The following is a 22,885-nucleotide window of genomic DNA, read 5'->3' on the forward strand; positions in this document are numbered from 1 at the left end:
GGGACGCAAGCTCCCATCAAAGTATTGTGCTACTTCCTTTTTCTTTCCTTCTTCTGAATACGTTGCATCGTACTGCCAGTTTTTCAATCCTTCGTGTTCTGAACCAATTGTAATCACATTCAGGGTTGTAGTAGCCCAATCCGAAACTTTATTCTTTTGAGTTGTATTACCACTCCATGTACCATACTTATCCTTGCTCACATCCGTCAGCCAGCGGCCTACTCCACGAACGCGGTAAATCAAATACCCTTTCGCAAAGGTTTGCGGAATCCGGTAGTGCTGATCACCCGTTCGAATACGCGTGCTATTGTGCTGAAAGTCCGATTCATTGAAATAAATATCACTCTGAAGCAAAGTGCTGCTCAGTGAGCTCGCTGAGTAATTATCAACCCACGTCCATTCCAAATCATAATATTCTGCACCGTCTACATAGTTCCAACTCAACTCGATTTCATCGGTTGTCGAACTAGTTGCTGTTGCTCCCTGATTATAAACCTTTGTCTCAAAACCCGTTTGGTCGTAGGTAATATAATTGTGAATTGCAACCGGAACCTGTGTCGTGTTTAATTCATAATAACGCTCGGCGCTGAAGCCTGCTTCCAGGTACATGTAGGACGGTAAGGTTGAGCCCGTGGTAACTGTTGTATACGTGGCTCCGCCGTTAGTACTTTTTTGAATACCGTCAACATTCACAGAAAATTTATGAATCCCGAACAAGCGATAGTCTTCCGCATCAATCACGATCTTGTTTCCTTCTCCACTATACGTTGCTTCCAGGTATGTGGTAATCGTCGACTGTACGACACCCGTATTGGTATACGGAGTAATGATTAACTTCAATTTGTATGTTGTGGTAGCACTTGTATAAGTCATCCCCGGAACTTCTCCCATCCCTAAACGGATGTAGCCAAAGGCCTTCGAGCCAACATCTACGAATGTTCCGGAACTCAATTGACTGAAGTCTCCATCTTGCACCATTAAATTTCCATTATTAATGGATGGTCCTTCCAAGCGCACGTTCCATAAAACATCTGCTCCATATGAGAAATGGAACATCAGTACAAAGAACGCAATGATTATAGGTGATAAAGTGATTCTCATAGCTTAATTTAATCGGTTGTCAACTAAGGTATAACCTACATACTTCTCTGTTAGTTTCAGAATTCCTGAACTGTTTTTTGAAAAATAGCGGTCTAATTCAAAATAATTTAATGTCTTTGGATTCAGTTTCGGCTCATTGAACGTGATTTTCAAATGAGGTCGTTCCTGATCATTTTTGTTATATTCCTGTGAAAAATCAAGTGCTTCTGAATAATAAACATCTAATCTTTCTAAAAAATAATCCTTCTTGTCTATGCGCATCTTTATTACTGAAAATGGCAAATCCGAAGTGTTCTTAATGATCAAAGTAACTGCATAATAGTCTCCCTTCTCCTCAACTTCTGTCTTCGAGCAATGCCTTAAAGCAAGGTCCAGATCAACAGTTGTATTAATCAACTTTTGCGGTTGAGCCAGTGAAATCATTTTTTCCGAATGACTAATCTGAACGAAAAAATCTGTTGCGTAAACAAATTCTGTTTCATCAATTTTTTGATATACATTCGATTTGTTACGATAGAAAAAACCTTTGTAACTCTCTTCAATAACATCACTTTTATGACCTTTGAAAAGTTCATAGGTACAACTATACTCTATATGCGATTTATCGTTATAAATCTTCTGCATTTTGCTGATCAATTCTTTCGCATTCATCGAAAAGGATGAAGTTGCAAAAAAGAATGTCAAAAGAAAAAAAGTAGTCTTCATCAATTTTGTTTTGGGTTAGAAGATCTGGTTTCTTTGGTAGTAACAATTCCCCTGCTTGTTTCTTTTTTGATACGGATCAGTTTTCCCTCCTTATCATACTCATAGAACGTAGCATAATTATTATCATCTAATTCTGCTGTCAGCCAGAATGTCTCCGGATCATTTACATACGACTTCATACTCGCATTGAACGGATGGATTCTTACATCGTCAAAGTAAGCAGCATTGCCAGTCGGATTCACCAACTTAATATTCACTTCAGTAGTACCTGACGGAGGAGTGAATTCTCCTGCTATACGCTGCCATCCTTCGATAATATCACCGGTAGGTCTGAATTTAACCGTCAAAGGACTTGATCCAATAAATGCCAGTTCAACATTTGCCGTATTTCCATCACTTCCGTTATCATAAGTCATCACCTGCGGAACGGTTGGATTTACCACCTTTACCCAGGCACTGACCCAATATCTTTTTCCCGGTTCTGTAACGAACGTAAAACAAGTATTACAAATTGTATCTGTTTCATCAGGTAAAATTTCAATCACAACGGTTCTATTTACCGGACAATCCGGTCTTTTCGGATTGAATAAATTCAGCTCGACAATATGGAATCCGTCGTCCGTCAGAGTATGTGGAACAGCAGATTGCGAACCACTTGTAGTATAAAATCCTGCAGCGATCGGTTGGGTATCAATACCCAACGTATACTGCATTGCTTCTCCTGTAGGAAGGTTGATTAAATTGACATGAATATTTACCGCTTGGCCAACCGTATACGGACCAACCGGATCAACCCACAAATCAGCATTTACGGTAGCAATATTGACTGGTATGAAATTTTCAAGCAATGACGCAACCGGCGCTGTGCAGTAATCTACAAATATATTTGTAGGCCACCATTGACCATTCCAACCAAGATAAGGAGCACCAGGTTGTGTTGGTGACAAGATATGCTTCGCTGTTACAAGACACGGTGAACCATTTACGATAAAATGAACAACCGCAGTTACATTATATGCACCATCAATTGTATAAGTATGTGAAATCCCCAAATTGCTCGTAGAAACCGTAGAGCCATCTGCGAAATTCCACTCTACATGATCAAAAGCAACGTTTGGTTGATTCAAATCATTCGGGCAGATCGACAAATTAAAATCTACTGTTCCTGTCTGGCACATATTATATGCTTCCAAATAAACCTTTGGACAAGTACTTGCAGCGTACGTCTTTTGAACGTTCAGTACAATACAGGCAATTGCTAATATTAATAATCTTTTCATATCAATTCAATTAAGGTTGTGCCTGTGTTGGGCAAGCAATTCTTTTGTTCATTGTCACATTACTTCCTGAAGACACACGGATACTGTATTTTCCTGTATGAGCAGTATTTTTACTAATCGCTCCGTTTACAGTCCCTTCTCCGGTAGTGTACGTTCCCGGGAAACTAAAGTGCGAATTGGTAGTACATCCCGTAAATCCTCTGTCCTCAAAACCGTCATAAGCAATTTCACTGTATTTCAGGTTTGACCCTACTGCAATCGGTAATGTATTATTGTAACCGTATTGAGCAGCGGAATAACGTTTCAAGGCATCTATATTTTCAATCTCGAATCCATAAGCACTGTAATTCGAAACTTCGCTAACCCAAGTCCAGTTGGTTATATCCTTATACCAATTATGTGATGCCGTTAAGCGATACATTGGTCGGAATGTCGAGAAGAAACCTTCCATTCTCGGTGTTGCTTTAGCCTGGAAGTTACGACCCGTGAGATAAGTATTGTTTGATTTCACTCTCCAAACACCTTTTTCATTTTTAACGAATGGGTTGCTTCCCTGACCGATACCGCATTCACAACCAGCCGGCCAGTTATCCGAGTAATCAACTGCACTTGCGTTAATGATCTTCCATTGTTCAAAGTTTGATCCCATGAGGAAATTTTGTCCCAGGTTAGTTACATAATTTCCTTGCAAGTCTTTAAACGGATGGTGCATCAAGGTAACATTCATGATTCCGGCAGACTGCAAGTTTCGTCTTGCAGAACGAACAACCGTGAAATCAGTTCCCGATGGAAGTGATGTAATTTCAGTTCCGTTTACATCAATCAACTTGAAAGTATTCCCCTGAACCCATAGAACCCAGGCTTTCTTTTTAACTGTAGCAGAATACTTATATGCAATTTCATCTCCTGCCATTAAGAAATCACTGGACATGTATGAAGAAGGCAATCCTTGCATTACATACTGTGCGGAGCCTCCTGCAGCACCCAATTTTCCATCTATTCCAAGGTTGGCGGAAGCCTGAGACATTCCTTTATAGAACCAGTGCGCAGGATAGTTAAATGTGTAGTATTTATCGTTGTACTCATCAACTGTTTCAGTTGCCAGAACTTCTCCTGTCATAGCATCCCAGGCAATATTCTTGGTCGAAACTTTCGTGTCTCCGTCGTAAGTAACGGTTTCCACCAAGATTCCAAAAGTATTGATCACTTTTGTGGATGAAACTGCCCGCACCTGGTCTTCAGAGCTGCTTAAATCCGGTAACGGAATCGGAACCAATCCAGGGATAATTCCGATAAAGAACGCAGCCAGGTTTGTGTTCACACCACTGATCTCAGTCTGACTTGCATTTTCACGTAAGTCATGAACCAAATCGTATTCTACACCGATAGTACTGCTTTTTATATCACCATTCGGGAAAACAACCGGTACATTGTTGTTCAATTTTCCTTTATTCCTATCCATAGCGAACGGTGTATAGTAATCATCTGATGCGTAATGGTAAGTTACTCCGGAAATCGGTTTCTGCTGTTCTTCTGCATATACCCATTTCGCTTTTTGCTTTCCGTTCATATCATTCAAATGAACAACGTATCCCTGTGAAGCTGTAAAGTGCTTTTTCATTTTAATCTTCAGAATGCTTGCCAATGGCATTTTCTTGTCTTCTTTCGCCTGGATAGGTGTTTGATCAACAATCGTAGGATAATCTCTTGAAGTATAGAATTCAGAAACCACTTTTCCCGTTCTGTTCAGTTTCTTAACCTGCATGGTCTGTGGAATATTCGTTGCTCCTGAAATATTCGCGACGCTTACCCGGGAATAAGTTACCTGTGGACTCGGGAAAAACGACTCTCCGAAAGGTTTCTCCACATAGTTCTCATCTTTTGGAGCCAACAAATGTTTTGTAGTAGCAACTACAGGCATTACAAATGGGTTCTCTTTATTTCCTACCGGTTCATAAGTTGCAACTCCACTCGAAATTTTAGATAGCGGATCTGAAGCATTGTCTGACAGATTGTACTTATAGGATTGACCGTAACTCATCGTCTGGTATCCAGATTGCCCCGGATTCATTGAATTATTCGGGTCTTCTGATCCCCAGATATCGGAGATACGAACCGATTTAACACGTGTACCACCACCTAGTTTTGATCCGGATGCAACATTCAAACGAACCCAGGATTTATCCTTCACGAAACGTCGTCCGATTTGTTTGTCTTCCAAAGTAGCATTCGGTCCTGTAAAGATCTCCTTCAGATTAGATAGCGTATTGGTAGCCAACATCTGTTCAACGATCTGTTGAATGTCGCTGGAATTACCATTAGGTGCTGTTCCATAAACTTGTTTGGAAAGGTACTTTTTACCAAAATTCCATGCCGCTTTTGCAACTGCATTTACCGGTTTATCCCCGTTAACACGCCCTTCACGTTCTTCCCATTGCAATGGAATACTGATAAATTTATTCCCGCCAATGACTTTACAACTCGGAGTTCCTCCCTGGAGATCAATACGGCCATAACCACTCACATAATCAAAATACGATGAATTGATATTTGATGCGGAACCGTTGTTTCCGCCCTGTTTGGTCATATTTAAAAAGAATCTGAATTGAAGCAGTGATTCTTCCAGGTTGCTAAAGAACAAGTCTCTGATCTTCCCGGCTGATGACAATTCATTACAATCGGATTCCATCGGAATCTGCACATACAGGTATTTCTTGTGTTTTTTCAGGATACTTCCATCGTATAATTCTCCGGAAATGTCGCTATTCACATCAGGAACCGGGCTATCTCCCGCTCCCATTACCTTATACATCATCAATGCTTTCTTATCCTGTACATAATTGTAATCATCTGATTCATATCCTATTGAAATCTGTCCTCCGGACGGAGTATATATCTTTTTCAGACACCAGGCCGAAGAATGTGCATCCTGTGCAGTTCGATCCTGGCTTGTAAATGAGAATTCTGCTGCTGTTACCGGATCAGTATTTGCTCCTGAAACAGCTCCGCTTGGTTTGTATTTACCCCATGAATCATACCCTTTGATATTGTAGTCCGGGTTATTCGGGTTATTTGTTCCGATCTGAAGATTTCCGCCTGTGTATTCATCTTTCCCGTCCGCGTATTCGTTGTAATTGAAACGGTAACCGGTATATTTCCCCATATTGGAATCGCGGTAAGTAAAATAGATCTTCTTCAAAGTCAGTTTTCCTAAGGCATTGCTTTTTTCATCCGCTTCAAGGGTTTGGTTACCATTGTTATTAGCAACTCCCTTACACAATGAATAGGAATACTCGAAATGTGCCACCTTAATAGGCTTTGCTGCTGATCCCAATGCCTGGTATTCCGGCTTGGAGTACAAACTGATCTTTTCAAGTTTCTTTGATGCGGAAGAAGCGCTCATTCCACCGTTTTCTCCGGCAACTCCGAAAGCATCCTTACGATTAGTCAGTGTGAAAACAGCAATGTGTGTTTTAGTTTCAATGATCTCAATATATTTTTGTTCCTTTTCACCATAAATAATAGTTCCCTCATCATCATCCAGATCAGTATTCAAACCCGGGTTGTAGGTTGCATAACCTGCTTCTGTCGGAACTCTCCATTTATATCTTGAACCAGTTGTGTACTTAAATTTCGTGTAGCTTCCCAAATCGTTATCGCTCGGACCGTTATCATCCACATCCTGGTAATCCGTAGACAAAACGGAAGTCAGCAAGTAAGTATGTACATAAGCTGGTGTAGTAGTTCTGTTGAAATTATGATTCAACTGTGAATTACCCGGCGAGTTATCTGTAGGACTGCATTGCACCAATCCTTTGGAATGCAATACCCTGGTTCCTGAATAATCAACTGAAAAAGAGGATTCCTTTTTCACAAAATTGTACAACGGTAAACCGTAAATATATCTCGCTCCGTCATTGCGGATGATCTGAACTTCTCCGGTATGGTGATCTTTCGCTTCGTTAGGAAGTGATATTGCAGTATAACCGGATTTGACAGCACAAGGACCATAACCAACTCCTTTTTTCAAATCTCCGACCGTAATATTTCTGATCGATTGATTACGCGATTTTCTCTGAGTACGTTTTGTTGCTGAACTCACTCCCGTGGAAGTTTCTGCCAGATCGTTGTATTTATATTGCAATTTACTCGCTGCTTTCCGGTGGAATTTATTTCCTACAAAAGGAATTCGTACCGGGTTATATCTTGCGATTTGATCAAACAATACAAATTCAGCATCCACACTCAAATCCCCGACGTTTTTGAAATGTACTTTCTCATATTTCGGATTGTAATTATAGTTTTCCATCAGGTATTGAATGATATCATTCTCGTTTTCCCAAACCCCGGAGTGGCTGTTAATCGATGTGTTTTCAAAATCTACCCCACCATGAACGGCATTTCCCATACCAATTTCAACTCCCAATGAATTGGAACTGGAAGCATCTGAAACATATGAATCATACACATATCCAACCTGGTTTCTGAATGGTCTGTAAGTTCCTCCTACTCCCTGTCCCTGAACCGAATAAATATCATAGGTATAATTGGTAAGCGGAAGATTCGTCGTATTCACATTGAACGTTCCATCCTTCTCACGGTTGAAGTCCAGGATTCCATATTTATCACTATGATCCGTATTCTCATAACCGTATGCCGCACGAACTTTATAAAGTTCAGACTCGTCAATGGATTGAATCGTTCCGAATGCCGTAATCTGTCCTTGTGCTTCACCTCCCCAAACTTCAGATCCCAATGCCGCATTCACCGTGAAACTTTTAGTATTCATGGCAACACGTTTGGAAGGCGTGTATAATTCATCCGTAAAACCAATGGATGATCCTACCGAAGATGAACCTAAATTTTCCAGGTTCTTTGCTTCTTTCGACCCCTTACTTTTACTCTTTGACATACTTAATGTAGTCGCTGTTAACCCTTGTCGCGAGTTCATTGTAACTCCAACCGTACCTGTCAAAGTTGTGTTTGTTTTATCTTTCTGCTCTTTTTTGCTGTGAATGGAAATACTCGGAGACAACGCCAAACCATCCGGACCATTTTCAGCATTGAATCCAACCGAACAAGCTTTTCCAAGATCCATCTGTACTCCTACGCTGGTCTTCATGGTGAACCCGTCGTAATTATTATACATCGCCGTAACTCCCAGGGAAACATTCACATCTCCTGTTGGAATTTCAACCCCGAATAATCCCGGAGTCAGTTTAAAACTTGCACCAGCTGTAACATTCGGCTTCATGTTATTTTCATAAACCATTTCATCACCTTTGAAATCATCCGGAAGTCCTCTCACACTTCTGTTGATCTGACCGACAGATAAGTTCCAGCCCAATCCTACCCAGCTTGCTTCATCATCCATTCCGATATCGGAAGAATAAGCAATATTCAGGGGATATCCTCCAACGTCCATTAACGGAATATTGTAGTTCATATCACCACTTGAGAGATCTACCATATCTGAAACTCCAACAGGAGTAAAAGAGCTGAACTCCGGTTGTTTTGGTCCTCCTGTTAACGCTAAAGCTGTTGTTGGCACGAAAATCTCAGCCAGAATATTCAGCACTAAGAACGCACTCGTTATCTTAAATCCACGACTTTTTTGAATACGAAGTATCATGATCTTGATTTTTTTCCGTTGTTAATTTTAAAGCGCATCAAGCCAGATCCAAACAGTCTGTCATAATACAATACGCTTGCGGGTTCATTCAGATTAATTTTATTGAAAAACAAAAAAACTTTAATATTATCCGGTTCTGAAATTCCCGGATCATATTCAACTCCTGTAGCAGAAACAGATGCTCCATTTTGTTCAATACTGAAATCTGTTGAAATTTGTCCTACCAGGTATTTCAATGCATCTTCCTTATCCATCATGATTTTAGAAGATTCAAAAACACTGGTTTCTTTCATATTCTGTAAGTCTATTTTCAAAATAGCTACAGATTCCTTACTCAATTCCAAGCGCTCAGGCAGGCTCAGCTTTTCCCCTTTTCGGGAAACAAAGTCAACCGCATTCATCAGATCCACTGTATAGGAGATTCCGTTATATGCTTTTTGAGCAAATCCTTCAGAATGTTCCTCTGAAGGAGAAACCTCTGATTGCTCTCCTTTGAAACGATGATTCAATTCCAAAGAGGTTTTGTTCATTGATTTAGGTTCGATCTGTTTACCGGTACAAGAAATAATCATGCTAGCCAGCAAATAGAACAAGGTTAGGTGTTTCATTCATTTGAATATTTGTGGTTAATAAATTTGATCAAATCTTCTGTTACATTTTTTTCATCATCGATATACATCACATTCCCCTGACCGTTTGATCCGATCATAATTCCATAGCCCTTTTTCTTGCCATACTCCTTGATATACTCATTCAACCTAGTGTAAACTTCATTCGTATATTGTTGGGAAATGGTCTGAAATTTCTGGTCAAACTGACCTTTTTTAAATGCAAATTGCTTTTTCAAAGCGTCTACTTCAAACTGATTCTTCAATGTATTGAATGCATTTCCCATTGAATCCAAAGATGCTTTTTCCGATGCAAATTCTTTCTCAATTTTCTTGTCGTAATCCTTTTTCAAATCAAACTCTTCAAACACCTTGAAGTTATCGATCACAACCGTTTGTTTTAAACCATCTGAATCTTCTTTGGAATCAATCACAAAATAGACTGTCAGCATAGCGCCGATAAGCACTAATGAAACAAAGAATAATAATTTGTATCTGTTCATCACTTTATAAATCTTAGGTAAAATTTCTCTCCTTTTTCATTGGTCACTTCCAACACATAGGCTCCTGCTGCCAGAGATGTCACATCCAAAGAATAACGGTTATCTCCATATTCCCTGTTAGCTGCTCCTGAAATAGTATTTGTCAAAATTTGATTACCCGTATTCAAAGCAACAGCATTATTATTATTGTAAACGTTGTAAGTCAAACTCGTCGTGGAAGCATATTCCTCGTCGTAGAAGAAGTAAAACTTATTAAGATGTACCTTATATTTTACTCCTGTTAATTTCTTCTCCAACTTAGCGTAAACAAAATTAGGAGAACACGGCAAATTCGTAGAAAGTCCGGAGAATCCTCTGTTTACTCCCGTTACAAAAGCCAGGATTTTAGTGACATTACTGGTTGGTGGAACAGTAGGTCCGTAATTAACCGTTGCAACCGCTGATGTTCCAAGAACTCCGTTCGGGTTATACTTATATAGGGAACCTATTTTACTTGTTGGGTTATAAAGTAAACGATACTTGTCAGACGGAGAGAAACTTCCGATTCCGGTTGATACTCCTCCCTGGTATTTATATGCACCATAAAGTGTAAAAAATGCCCATTGCAACTTCACAAATCCGAATCCGGTAAAATTAGTAGGAGGTGTACTTCCCAAAGTTACAATATCTGAATTATAGAACCCAATCATTCCTGCCATGCTATTACCAGGGCCCGAAGGAACATCAATTCCGAAGTCAACAAAAACATCTCCGGATGGCAAAACCAATCCGTTGGTACTTGCCGCATGCCCCAAATTAGTTAGTGTACTGGTAGTTGAGACCAACGATTGAGTCGTCGAAACTTCCAATGCATCCACTTTATTTTCCCAGGCAATTTTACTGGCAACAACCATGTTGTAATTATAAACAACCGGTGTAGGATCAACAACCAACGTACTATTGTTTTTCCAATAGAATGTTACTTTAAGTGTATAGTTCCCTGGTAAAAGGTTTGAGAAACCATAACTCAACGGTGGAAGTCCTGCATCCAATATTTGCGGATCATTCGAGCTATTTGTTAATACTGCACTAGGGTTATGAATTGATTTGGTTGAAAGAATCAACGGTACTATTGATCCGCTAATTCTTCCGAATGAACCTAAACAACTTCCTTGTTGAACCTGATTTAATTGGTTAATCGCGAAATTCAGGTTTAGTACACGAATCGGTCTGTATTTAATTTTTGTCAGACTAGCGGCTGCCAAAACTCCCGTCTTATAGACAAAACTGGAAGGTAATGCAGAACTCGACACAATCGTTCCAGCCACATGGAACTCAAGATTCGCACCATTCTGAAACAGAGTTAATTCGGTGGAAGCGCTTACCGGATAAGTAGTCGTTCCTACAACACCATTAACAATTAATTTCGCAACTCCCGATTGTACCTGGAAACCATATAAGATATCTGATGATGAAGTCAAAGCACTTGAAGTATTCTGAAGTCCGAAAACGGCTTGCCCGGAAGGCAGATCTTCGACATTAAAAGTCAGCTTTGCTCCATTTGATCCCTCCGTCAGGTAAGATGATAATATCGCTTTACCGTTCGCAGCTGATGTTGTAAAAATGTCATTTGCAAAACTAATATTGGTCTGTTCTTCATAATTGATCGGGTTGATTGACAGCAGATCTTCATAAATACGAACTCCCCGTTTGTCAAAAACCACCACATGATATTGTCCAGGGTTTAACCCTTTGAAATCATAACTTGTTCCGGTTTCTCCCGTACCATAAAAAGTCGTACTATCCAATACACCTCCGAATATGGAATCCTTTAAAGCATGATACACATCTTTAAAATCAGGAATAGATGCTTCTGAAATCACGTAATGATAAGGACTCACTGCTCCGGAAGGCGGAGTTAAGTTCAGCGTCACATCCGCATAGCTGTTCGTTGCATCATAAGTTGGAGTCAATGTCCCGTTTGCACTTAAATCTCCCGCTACAGAAATGGTAAATTGGATTCTTGGTCTTGAACTTGCCTGGGCATCTCCCGCACCAAATTGCACACGAACAGGTCCAACCGGTGGGTATGATTGCAGTTGAAACTGCATTCCGTAATTTTCCAGATTGTTATTTTTCCAGATATTGAAAAAACTTGAGATATTAACTGTATCATTAATGAACCCTGATGGAATAGCCGCCACATCAATTTTTCCTACAGTTGTAAAAGAAGGTCTGTTGATATATGCAACTCCGTTTTCTAACCAATCACTTGTCACCAAATCGAACTCAGATGCATTGCTATAGTCCTGATTGATATGATTCACACCATATAACATAAGATCAGCCTGATCCACGGTACAAGTAGGATCAATCCATAAACGATAACGAATCAAAGCCCTTTCGCTTCCCCAGTAACTAGTAAGGTACTGAGTCCGCGAAGCTCCAAAATTAGGAGCTGTTCCGGAAACTCCCTGATCGTATCGAACAGCACTCGGTCCTGAACCAGCAATTAAATCCGTCGTTCTCGCATCATCCAGGTAATTTGGCCCCGGATTGAACATAAATGAAATACTCTCTCCCACCGTACCAACAACAAATGCATGGTAAGTAGTATCTCCCAGGGCCGATCCATAACACTTTAATCCATACCAGCCACTCGCAACCCCCGTCAGGTTTTGCGAAGTACCGATTTGAGTTCCACCCGAATTATACCATAGATAATTCATGGTTGTAGCGGACCCATTTACAACAGTCGGTGAAATAGAACCGTCCGAACTGCCCAAAGTACTTGTATGAGTAATTGTTGCCGCACTTACATATGGTCTGATATAATAGGTGATTTCCAATTGAGGACGATTAGATGCTGTCCCATTCTCTCTCGAAAAGTACTTTGTAGTAGCATTCGTTACTTCATTGCTGCGTCGAATCACCCAACCCTCATTTAGCACACATCCATCAACTATCGCCTGAATGTGAGTCTTTATCTCAAACACCCTTTTTCCTGAAATAAGATTAGAATTCAATACCGTATTCATAGGGCTGCTACTAGCCATATTCGAATTAAAATTCAGGGTTGATTCCGACCAGGAAGAATTACAAACAAGCGCCATTAATTGAGTTGAATTGGTTGCCGTAATATTCTCCGTCCCATCTGGTGTCAACTTCAAAAGAGCGCTGGATATAACTGCATTGGCAGGAATTCCCGACAAATCAAACTTCAAATAACTTCTAAAGACGGAAGTCGCCGTCTTTGAAAGTTCCAGGTTACCGGATGTTCCATAATTTGTACTGGCATTGGCGGCGGCAGAATTCGTATAAGCATCCTCATAAGCATATACTCTTAATGTATCCACCTGCCCTTTTATTGAAAAAGAATGCAAGAAAGCAAAAGTGAATAGAATGACTAAGTGTTTCATAATAAAATTCGGTTGATTGAATCAGTAAATATGTTCTTTATCAGAGTTAAATAAATATTTATGCTCTGTTAATGCAAAGCATAAACAGGGACTTATTGATCGAAAAACATTTTTGAATTGATTTAGGTTCAAAGCGATTTACGATTTAGAATGATCGGAACAAATGTAGCAAAGTTTTTGATATTTGGATCAAATTTTAAAAAAACCATCTCAAAAAATCACTTACATATTGATAATCAAACATATAAAAATTCAAAAAATTAAATCCGCTTCTTATGCAGATCATAAACGATTCCGTCCGACAATCCTATTTTCGGAACATACATTTCCTTGCATTTAAGTGCATTCATGCAAACACGGAAAATTTCCAAAGCAGGAACAATCACATCCGCTCTATCCGGCTTCAACTGATACAGATCCATTCGTTGGCCCACACTCAAAGGCTGCAGATCATTATACAACTTGTTCATTGCTCTCAAAGTAACCGGAGATTTCTCCTTCACTCCCAGCAATTTGTGGATTTTATTGATATTTCCTCCGGTAGCATAAACCAAATGCGGATTATCTTCCACATGCTCTTTAATCCAGAGTTTCATTTCCTTCCAGTCTTTCTTGTCGACCTTGTCTTTCAACATCCGGACCGTTCCGATATCAAAACTTTTGGCTGCTACGCGCTTTCCATGTTCAAATACATTGATTTCCGTAGAACCACCACCGACATCAATGACCAAATAAGATTCGGAGCGCTCGATGTCCAATAAAGCAAAAGTTCCGAAAATCAAACGGGCTTCTTCATCGCCTGAAATGGTTTCGATCTGAATACCGGTACTTCGTTTGATTTGTTGAATAATCTCCGGACCGTTTTTAGCATCGCGCATCGCACTGGTTGCACAGGCACGGATTGAAGAAACATTGAAAATATCTGCAATCAAACGGAAAGCCTTCATGGTTTTAATGAAATCATCCGCTTTTTTGATACTGATTTCACCGGTATCAAAAACTTCCTCGCCCAAACGCAAAGGCAAACGCGTATAAGATATTTTCTTTACATACGGATGCCCGTTTTCCTTGGCAATCTCTCCAATCAGCAATCGAGCAGCGTTCGATCCGATATCTATAGCAGCGTATTTTTTCGGCATAACTTCAATTGTTCCGAAATTAGCGAATAAAGAATTAACTCAATCCATTCTTTGAAACAAAAAATGCCGTTCGTTAGCTAACGAACGGCATTCTATAATAAATCAATAAGCTCTTACTTCACAATTACTTTTTGTACCAAAGTACCCTGAGCATTGTTAAAGTGCAGGAAGTAAACTCCTTTTGCCAAGTGAGAAACCTGTAATTGTGTTTCTGAATTCATGCTCAATGAAGCAAGTGGATAAACGATTTTACCATCTTCAGAAATCATGGAGAAAGTAACATCTTTTCCAGCTTTGATCGTTACAACAGAACTAGCAGGGTTCGGATAAATTTCCAATCCGAAATCAGTTGTTTCTTTCAATCCTGCGCAATCTTCCACTACGATCGTTTGCGTTGCTGCATCCGTACATCCGTTAGCTGTTACGGTATAAGTAATCGTTTTTGAACCAACTCCCGCTGTTGCAGGGTCAAAGTTTCCTCCACTAACACCAATTCCGGAATAAGTTCCTCCTGCCGGTAAACCACCAGTTAAACCAAATCCGGCAGCTTGTAAACAAACATCCGTAAATGCTCCAAGTGTTGCATTCGGAGCTGCGTTCAATGTAAATGTAGAGCTTGCCGTTCCGCTGCAATTGTTTGCATCAGTGTAGGTATATGTCAATGTAACAGAACCCGGAGTCAATCCAGCCGGATTAAATGTAGATCCGGAAATTCCTGTCGATCCGGAGAAAGATCCTCCTGCTGGTGTTGCAACCAAAGTCACAGGACTAGCGTTGTCACACACGTTACCAACAGGTGTGAAGGTTACTGTTGGATTTGCATTAAAGGTTACTGTAGCAGAACCTGTTCCTGTATTTGAACAACCACCCGCTGTTACATTGGAAACTGTAAATGTTCCGTTTGCAGTAGCGTTTACTGTATAAGGAGAAGTAGTAACTCCGTTAACGGTAGTTGGTGTTGTACCATTTGTATAAGTAATATCCCAGGGACCGGTTCCTGCTAAAGCAATAGATACAGGAATTGTTCCGGTACCGCATAATTGTCCGCCACCTGAAACAGTTGCTGTTGGTGATGCAGCAATGGATACGTTGAATACTTCTGTAGAAGCCGGGCAAGAACCGTTTGCAGCAATTGAATTTGTTACTGTATAAGTGCCCGGAGTACTTGAAGCCAGGTTAATGACACCTGTAGAAGCATTGATTACCAAACCGGCAGTTGAACTGAAAGCTCCTGCACTTGCTCCTGTACCAAATACCGGACTTGGGTTAGTAGCTGTAGTACAATAACTTGGTTGAGCATATGTAAATGTTGCATCAGGAGCTCCTGAAATCACAACTGTTTGTGTGCTTGTGTTCGGACACGCACCTGAAGTAGTATAAGTAATAGAGTAAGAACCTGAAGTACTCAATCCAACATTGATTTCTCCTGTGGAAGTACTCACAAAATTCAATCCTGTAGGTGTTGCAGAGAACGTTCCCGCAACAGAAGTTGTAGGAGTTTGGTTCGGAGCAGCATCACAAATAGAGTTCGAAGGATATGTAAATGTTGCATTATCCAATGCATTTACTGTAACCGTTTGAGCAGCCGAAGCAGCTGAAGTACATCCTGCCGCAGTTGTAGTAACTGTATAAGAACCTGCAGTATTTACCGTGATAGACTGTGAAGTTGCACCAGTTGACCAGGTATTTCCGCTTGCAGCAGAAGAAGTTAACGTTACTGATCCACCAGGACAGAAAGCTGTTGGCCCACCAGGTGTAACTGTTGGAGCAGCCGGAGCCGGGTTAACTGTAATTGTATGAGTGGAGACATCAAAGCAGCTTCTCCAGAACCCGGTATTTACTCCGAATTCAACATCATAAGTTCCAGCAGCCGGGTGAGTATAAGTCGTCGTTCCGGACCAGATAAGCGGGGAACCGTTGTCCATACCGTAAACAAATGTCGAATCTGATGGAGCCGTTCCAAAAAATGTTCTGAATGCCGAGTAGTTCATCATTCTGTTTGTCAATGCACCCATCGGAGTTGCAGCATTGGTATAAGTCACAGGAGTTCCCTGGCAAACCGTTGTTGCAGAAGGTGTAAATTGACTATTAATTGTATAGCTAACAATCGGAGCAACGATCGGTTCGAAATTAAAGGTCGGAGCAAAAGCAGTAGAAACTTTATACCACGCCGTTGTTGGCAAAAGATTTGATTTTAAAGCTCCAAAATTTTCGTCGTAAGGTTGTCCTGCATCCTGACTATTTGTCAATACACTCAACACTCCGTTGGTATTGGAAGGGCGGATAACAACTGCATAATTCCCGGTAACAGTTGCCGGAGAAGCAAAATTTACATAATAATATCCGTCAAGAGCACTTGTAATCGTATATGTCCCGGTAGCTACTACGGTAGTCGGTAAATTGTTTGCATCAACATTGTAAATACCTGCTGTAACGGTAACAGTAGGTGTTCCGTCCGTCGAATTATTTAATCCGTAAAATTCCACTCCACTGATCGAAATAGAACTACTGTTCAAAAATGCCTGGGCAAAGGATTCATTCTGATTTTGATATAAATCGAACAATCCCCAATCTCCTGTCCCTAAAATCTGTTCTTTGCCATCTGGGTAGCGTAATGTATCCGAGCATAGCAATGTTTTTGTTTGATTGTTCGAGATGACTCGGTTTTTGTCTTTAGCGTGAGGAATGAAAGTACTTCCATTTGAAAGTCTTGATTCAAGCTGTGAAAAACCAACCGTACTCCCGCCGATTAGGCAAAGTAAGACTAATGTTTTTTTCATAGTAAGTTATAATTAATTGAGGGACGAAAATAAGAAATCGACTCTTTACTTCTCAATTATTTAACACTTAAAACGCCTGTTTATTGGTCTTTTAACAAAATGATATATCAATAAATGATACTACTATGAATCCTTTACCGGGAAAAAGAATGAAAGTGGTTTGTACCTGAAATACAGCCATACGGAATGGAACAAATACTTTAATTCTGAAAGTGGAATATCCCGGGAACGCAAAGCCAACCACAAGGAAAGAGAGAAGCTGACAATGAAGTTAAAGAAACCAATTACCCCTATTCCGATGATTCCCATCAGGATCGGATACCAGCCTGTGTGGAAATTTTCGCCGAATAAACCAATCGCCAGGTTCCCGGAAACAAACGTAATGTGGCGAATATCCAGGTTTAAGCCCAGGAAAATTCCGATTGACGCTGTTGACCCCATGAAAACCCCAAACCAAAAATTTGAAGCAACTCCTGCCCATTTGCGTTCGATCCAACCGGCGAAACGCGCTGCATTTTCTTTCCCGATCGAAATCTTCAAAACAGGATGTTCCTTGATCCGGTTATAGATTCGTTTGTGTTTGATCTTGTTTGAAATGGATCCCGAAATGATTCCCGACAGGAATAAAAACACTCCGGCAATCGAAGCGTGAAAAATTGCCAGGGATTCAATCGGGTTGATATCTGTGAGCAACACCTGGCTTTTATGTGAATCGACCACCTGAAAACCGGCTATTCCCTGCAATAGCCAAATTAAGATCAGGGATACCGGAAAGGCCACAAAAACGTTTCCCACGAAAGCAATGAATTGGGAACGGAACAATTGAGCAAACAAAATTGCAAAAGAACGGTGCCGATCCGCTTCATTGACCAAACCAGACATTCCGGCTTCGATTGATTTGACGATCGCTGCTGCTGTCATTGCCGGTTGTTTGGTCGCCAGTGTAAAACCCAAAAGGTAAATCAGGATAAATCCGAATGCATAATTCAAGCTATACAACAGTGCATGACCGAAATCACTTACATGAAATTTCCCCAGCAGTACTTTGAAAATACACAGAAACCCAACTACCAAACCAGCACCCATGGCAGTCAAAAGCATGTTAACATATTCTTTCTTCGAATGTGTAATGTAATGTTCTCCCGTTTTCGCAGTATGCTGTGTCACTTCATAAGCAATTGTCTGGGTACTGTCCAGCATTAAACGACGAATATTGTTCTTCTTACAGTTGTATTTAATCAGTTTAATTGCCAGGTAAATGGAGTTTTCCCGTTTATCCTGCTCACTATCCGCAGTCAAAAGAGGCATCAGTGCTTCAATACGATATAATTGCTGCCTGATTCGCAGTAAGCTTTGGTTGACCCGGATGGAAATCCCGAATTTGGCACTGTTGTTAAATGCCGTATTGATGATTTCGTGGCAACCCTGAAGCAAAGCAACCAAATCCCGGTAATCGGGATCAGCGATGGAAACTGAAAAGTCTTTTTCATGAATAATCTTCGAAACAATGACATCCAGTTTCTTCTCGAACAACTCAAAAGGACTTTGCACATTTTCATATTCCGGAACCATGATCAGGACATCCTGTTCCAAAGCTCGACCACTGATCCGCTGAATCAATAAACTGATTCCATTCACAACTTCCGTAATCGCAAAATTGTTTTCCGTTCCGTCATAAATAGTAGACAATTCAAGAAGTGTTACCAATTCATTGATTTCTTCCAGGGAAATTTCCTGAACCCACTCAATATCTTTTTGCTTGTAAAAAACCTGGTTCAATAAGAACTGCAGTGTATCCGGTTCCGGCTGCTCCGGCAAAATTTTAGAAGCCAGACGCTCTCTTACTTCCCGGATAAAGTAAGCATCCCGGATAATCCCCGAATCCGTTAAAATAGATGTAAACTTGCGGTTTTGAAGAATGTTGCGCAGGTAAACCGTCATGGCGTAACGCTTTACGGAATTCTGTTCCAGATAATCAATCAGCGGGCGAATACTGACGATCCCTCCTTTTCCTATTTCCTGAGGGCGAAAATATGCTACCAGGTCGACCAAAAACTCCAGATTGTCGGAAGTATAATCAGCGGAATGGTAAAAGTCTTCAAACAACTCTTCCAATTCCTTCTTCTTTGTTTTTCTGAACAATTGCATATCTCCGGTCTCACTTTTCCTTAAAAATAAGAAGACCCGCTAAAAAAGTCACTGAATTTTCCCTAAAAGTCGGATTTAAACGAAAAATGCCGGATTTCTCCGGCATTTTATTCGTTCTTATGTGCAGACTTCGACTACGCTCAGTCTGCTTTTATGCTTTCTCTACTTTAATCAAGGTATCTGCATCCTCTTCGATATCGGTCGTCAAACCTTCAAACGGTTCGGAACTGAATCTCAAATCAGAAGCCAACACTTCTTCACAAATGAATTGCTTATTCGCTTCCGCAGCCAATTGAATGAATTCGGAAGATTTCAATGTCAGGTTGATGCGATCAGTCACTTCCAATCCCGAATCCTTTCTCAGGTTCTGAATTCTGTTTACCAATTCGCGCGCCACACCTTCCATACGCAATGCTTCCGTAATCGTACTGTCCAAAGCAACGGTCAAACCATTTTCTGATGCAACCAACCAGCCCGGAATGTCTTCCGCACGGATTTCAAAATCGTTCATATCCAGAACCACCTCATCGCCATCAATCATTCCGGTCCAGCCCTGTTTTTGTTCTACTTCCGCAATTCCATGCTGATCCATCTGAGCAACCAAAGCAGCAATGGCTTTCATTTGCTTTCCGTACTTCGGACCGATGGTTTTGAAATTCGGCTTGATGGATTTTACAAAGATATTGTTCGATGCATCCAGAAGTTCCAGTTCTTTGACGTTCACTTCCGACAAGATCAAATCCTGAACATGTTGAATGTTTTTCACAAAACGCTCATCCAATACCGGAACCATGATCTTTTGCAAAGGTTGTCTTACCCGGATTTTCTCTTTTTTACGTAAAGCCAACACCAATGAAGACACATTCTGGGCAATCTCCATTTGTGCTTCGAGTTCCAGATCAATCAATCCCGCATCTGATTTCGGAAATAAAGCCAAGTGCACCGAATTCACAGAATGTTTTCCGGAAATCGCATTCAGATCGGAAAATAACTGATCCAAATAGAATGGTGCAATTGGTGAACCCATGATTGCTACTGCCTCCAAACAAGTATACAACGTTTGATAAGCAGAAATTTTATCTGTTGTGTACTCCCCTTTCCAGAAACGTCTGCGGCAAAGGCGTACATACCAATTCGACAACTGATCCGAAACGAAATCCTGGATCAGACGCCCCGCTTTTGTGGGTTCGAAAGAAGCATACGCTTCATCCACCTGGGCAATCAACGAGTTCAATTTCGACAAAATCCACCGGTCAATTTCCGGACGCTGATCCAACGCAATTTCTGCTTCAGAATAAGAGAATCCGTCGATATTTGCATACAATGCGAAGAAGGAATATGTGTTGTAAAGCGTTCCGAAGAACTTGCGCTGAACTTCCGTGATTCCGTCGACATCGAATTTCAGGTTATCCCATGGCTGCGCATTGGTAACCATATACCAGCGCGTTGCATCCGGTCCGTATTTTGACAAGGTTTCAAACGGATCAACCGTATTTCCTTTGCTTTTTGACATTTTCTGTCCGTTCTTATCCAGAACCAGGCCATTTGAAACGACATTCTTGTAAGCCACCGAATCAAAACACATCGTAGCAATTGCATGCAGGGTATAGAACCATCCACGCGTTTGATCCACTCCTTCTGCAATAAAATCTGCAGGATAAGAGGTATGATTATCAATCAATTCTTTGTTCTCAAACGGATAATGCCATTGCGCATAAGGCATCGCACCTGAATCAAACCACACGTCGATCAAATCGCTTTCACGTTTCATCGGTAAGCCTGAAGGGGAAACCAAAATGATTTCGTCCACATAGTTTTTATGCAAATCGATCTGATTGTAATTTTCGTTCGAAAAATCATTCGGAACAAATGCTTTCAATGGATTTTCGTTCATTAATCCGGCTGAAACTGCCTTGTCGCATTCCCCTTTTAACTGTTCAACAGAAGAAATGCACACGCGTTCGTCACCTTCTTCCGTAGACCAAATCGGAATCGGAATTCCCCAATAACGGGAACGTGACAAGTTCCAGTCATTCGCATTTTTCAACCATTCTCCGAAACGACCTGTTCCGGTTGAAGCCGGTTTCCAGTTGATCGTATTATTCAGTTCGATCATACGCTCCTTCACATTGGTTACTTTGATAAACCAGGAATCCAACGGATAATACAAGACCGGTTTATCAGTTCTCCAACAATGTGGATAGCTGTGTTCGTATTTTTCGATTTTAAATGCTCTGTTCTCAATTTTCAATTTCAAAGCTATGCGCTCATCCACCGACATGTATGCTTTCAAATCCGGGATAATGGATTTGAGGTTCTCTTTCTGTTTCTCAAATTCTGTTTGCTTTTCAGCTTCAGTCAGGTAATCCGCCTTCACGAATTCTCCTCCCAAACCGAACACGTCATCTGAAACTTCCATGCGGAAACGACCACGCAGATCCACCAATGGAACAGGATTTCCTTTATCATCCAGCACCAACATGGCAGGAACACCGGATTCTGTCGCAACGCGCGCATCATCCGCACCGAATGTCGGAGCGATGTGTACAATTCCGGTACCGTCCGAAGTGGTAACAAAATCTCCCGAGATCACACGGAAAGCCTGATCTGCATCTTCATGCGGCAAAGCACCTTTCAGAAGTTGTTCGTAACGGATTCCGACTAAGTCTGAGCCTTTGCAAGAACCTAAAACCATAAATGGAATATTCTTCCCTGATTTGTCATATACCTCAAAAGCAACAGTCGTTTCAGCTTCAACAAATCCCTTCCCGAAATGGCTTTTCAACAAATCCTTCGCCAACACCACCTGAACAGCTTCATGCGTATATGGATTGAAGGTAGAAACCAACACGTATTCAATCTTCGGGCCTACACACAATGCTGTGTTGGAAGAAAGCGTCCACGGAGTGGTGGTCCATGCAAGGAAGAATGTTTCCTCCCTTGTGGGAGGACTGAGGAGGGTGCCAGGTAAAACCTGATCCTCTTTTATCTTAAACTGTGCCACTACCGTCGTGTCTTTCACATCGCGGTAACAGCCCGGCATATTCAATTCGTGCGATGACAATCCGGTTCCTGCAGCAGGAGAATACGGTTGAATCGTATAACCTTTATACAACAAATCTTTGTTATACAATTGACCCAATAACCACCAAACAGATTCCATGTATTTCGGGTCGTAGGTGATGTATGGATTTTCCATATCCACCCAATATCCCATTTGTTCAGTCAAACGATTCCAGATATCCGTGTAGCGCATCACTGCTTCACGACATGCTTTGTTGTAATCGTCAACAGAAATCTTTTTTCCAATGTCTTCCTTTGTAATTCCCAATTCTTTTTCAACGCCCAATTCCACAGGCAGACCATGCGTATCCCATCCGGCTTTACGCTTTACTTGTTTTCCTTTCAGCGTCTGATACCGGCAAAAAATATCTTTAATCGAACGAGCCATTACGTGGTGAATACCCGGCAATCCATTTGCAGATGGAGGACCTTCAAAGAAAACAAACGGCTGCGCTCCTTCACGGGAAGTGATGGAAGCTTCAAAAACACGCTCATTTTTCCACTTTTCAAGAACTGCTTGCGCTACAT

Annotated in this window: 11 protein-coding genes; all 11 read right to left on the bottom strand. The window is 41.0% G+C overall.

Annotation, left to right across the window (positions count from 1 at the left end; genetic code table 11):
- On the bottom strand, positions 1-1,101 hold a 1,101-nt coding region (locus Q1V93_RS00560; RefSeq protein ID WP_300659992.1), incomplete at its 3' end, for a hypothetical protein.
- Positions 1,102-1,104: 3 nt separating this feature from the next.
- Positions 1,105-1,752: a hypothetical protein gene (locus tag Q1V93_RS00565; protein WP_300659995.1), complete on the bottom strand. Its 648-nt coding sequence runs from the start codon at positions 1,750-1,752 to the stop codon at positions 1,105-1,107.
- A 53-nt stretch (positions 1,753-1,805) separates the two neighbouring features.
- Positions 1,806-3,086, bottom strand: coding sequence for a PKD domain-containing protein (locus tag Q1V93_RS00570; RefSeq protein ID WP_300659998.1), 1,281 nt, complete (start codon positions 3,084-3,086; stop codon positions 1,806-1,808).
- A gap of 10 nt (positions 3,087-3,096) precedes the next feature.
- Positions 3,097-8,718, bottom strand: coding sequence for a hypothetical protein (locus Q1V93_RS00575; protein ID WP_300660001.1), 5,622 nt, complete (start codon positions 8,716-8,718; stop codon positions 3,097-3,099).
- The gene (locus tag Q1V93_RS00580; RefSeq protein WP_300660004.1) at positions 8,715-9,326 is read right to left on the bottom strand and encodes a hypothetical protein; all 612 of its coding nucleotides are present in this window, start codon (positions 9,324-9,326) and stop codon (positions 8,715-8,717) included. Before Q1V93_RS00580 ends, Q1V93_RS00575 begins: the two co-directional genes overlap by 4 nt.
- Positions 9,323-9,829, bottom strand: a complete 507-nt coding sequence (locus Q1V93_RS00585) for an OmpH family outer membrane protein (protein ID WP_300660007.1) — start codon at positions 9,827-9,829, stop codon at positions 9,323-9,325. Before Q1V93_RS00585 ends, Q1V93_RS00580 begins: the two co-directional genes overlap by 4 nt.
- On the bottom strand, positions 9,829-13,164 hold the full coding sequence (locus tag Q1V93_RS00590) for a DNRLRE domain-containing protein (protein WP_300660010.1): 3,336 nt from the start codon (positions 13,162-13,164) through the stop codon (positions 9,829-9,831). Before Q1V93_RS00590 ends, Q1V93_RS00585 begins: the two co-directional genes overlap by 1 nt.
- 323 nt (positions 13,165-13,487) lie before the next feature.
- Entirely contained in the window at positions 13,488-14,366 is an 879-nt protein-coding gene (locus Q1V93_RS00595) for an ethanolamine ammonia-lyase reactivating factor EutA (RefSeq protein ID WP_300660013.1), read from the bottom strand.
- 113 nt (positions 14,367-14,479) lie between these two features.
- On the bottom strand, positions 14,480-17,146 hold the full coding sequence (locus Q1V93_RS00600) for a T9SS type A sorting domain-containing protein (protein WP_300660015.1): 2,667 nt from the start codon (positions 17,144-17,146) through the stop codon (positions 14,480-14,482).
- Between the two features lie 123 nt (positions 17,147-17,269).
- Positions 17,270-19,294, bottom strand: coding sequence for a recombinase (locus Q1V93_RS00605; protein ID WP_300660018.1), 2,025 nt, complete (start codon positions 19,292-19,294; stop codon positions 17,270-17,272).
- A gap of 151 nt (positions 19,295-19,445) precedes the next feature.
- Positions 19,446-22,885 (bottom strand): isoleucine--tRNA ligase (gene ileS, locus Q1V93_RS00610; protein WP_300660021.1); only part of this gene is annotated, 3,440 nt, incomplete at its 5' end.

This window comes from Fluviicola sp. (assembly GCF_030151805.1).
Classification (GTDB): domain Bacteria; phylum Bacteroidota; class Bacteroidia; order Flavobacteriales_D; family Crocinitomicaceae; genus Fluviicola.

Excerpts from the sequence above, each read along its gene's own strand:
- Q1V93_RS00580 (WP_300660004.1), bottom strand. The coding sequence starts at position 9,326 with ATGAAACACCTAACCTTGTTCTATTTGCTGGCTAGCATGATTATTTCT.
- Q1V93_RS00570 (WP_300659998.1), bottom strand. The coding sequence starts at position 3,086 with ATGAAAAGATTATTAATATTAGCAATTGCCTGTATTGTACTGAACGTT.
- Q1V93_RS00585 (WP_300660007.1), bottom strand. The coding sequence starts at position 9,829 with ATGAACAGATACAAATTATTATTCTTTGTTTCATTAGTGCTTATCGGC.
- Q1V93_RS00575 (WP_300660001.1), bottom strand. The coding sequence starts at position 8,718 with ATGATACTTCGTATTCAAAAAAGTCGTGGATTTAAGATAACGAGTGCG.
- Q1V93_RS00605 (WP_300660018.1), bottom strand. The coding sequence starts at position 19,294 with ATGCAATTGTTCAGAAAAACAAAGAAGAAGGAATTGGAAGAGTTGTTT.
- Q1V93_RS00600 (WP_300660015.1), bottom strand. The coding sequence starts at position 17,146 with ATGAAAAAAACATTAGTCTTACTTTGCCTAATCGGCGGGAGTACGGTT.
- Q1V93_RS00595 (WP_300660013.1), bottom strand. The coding sequence starts at position 14,366 with ATGCCGAAAAAATACGCTGCTATAGATATCGGATCGAACGCTGCTCGA.
- Q1V93_RS00565 (WP_300659995.1), bottom strand. The coding sequence starts at position 1,752 with ATGAATGCGAAAGAATTGATCAGCAAAATGCAGAAGATTTATAACGAT.